Below are 657 nucleotides of genomic sequence, written 5' to 3' on the forward strand. Positions count from 1 at the left end.
GTGTACTACCGCACCGACGCGCAGGGCATCGTGCAGCATGTGGGCCCGGGCGTGCGCCGAGTGCTGGGCTACGAGCCCCACGAAATCGAAGGCCGCACGGCCGAGTCGTACTACCCCCAAAGCAAAGACCGCGACGCGTTCAAGGCCGCGATCATGGAACACGGCGAGGTGTCGGACTTTCCGGGCCAGATGGTGCGGCGCGATGGCACGGTGATCGACATCTCCATCAGCAGCCATGCGCTGTACGACCATGCAGGCAATTTTGCGGGGGTCGAAGGCATCTACCGCGACGTCACGCAGCGCAAGAACCTGGAGCGCGAGCTGCAGCGCCTGGCCACCACCGACATGCTGACGGGCATTGCCAACCGCCGCGCGTTTCTGGAATGCGCCGAGTCGGCCTATGCCCATTCACGCAGCAACGGCGAGCCGCTGACCTTGCTGATGCTGGACCTGGACCACTTCAAGACCCTGAACGACACGCGGGGTCACGAGGTTGGCGACATGCTGTTGCGCCAGGTGGCCCAGCGCCTGAAGACCTGCGTGCGGCGCGAGGACACGGTGGCGCGCCTGGGGGGCGACGAATTCGTGGTCATGCTCAGTGACCTGTCGGTGCACCGTGATGAAGCCGCCGCCCAGGCGCGCCGGGTGGGCGAGAAG

1 protein-coding gene is annotated in these 657 nt (G+C 66.2%); it reads left to right on the forward strand.

Going from position 1 to position 657, the window contains the following annotated elements:
* A partial coding sequence (locus GPA27_RS28270; RefSeq protein WP_169143729.1) for a sensor domain-containing protein occupies positions 1-657 on the forward strand: 657 nt, incomplete at both ends.

Origin of the sequence: Aromatoleum toluolicum (genome assembly GCF_012911005.2) — a bacterium.
GTDB classification, from domain to species: domain Bacteria; phylum Pseudomonadota; class Gammaproteobacteria; order Burkholderiales; family Rhodocyclaceae; genus Aromatoleum; species Aromatoleum toluolicum.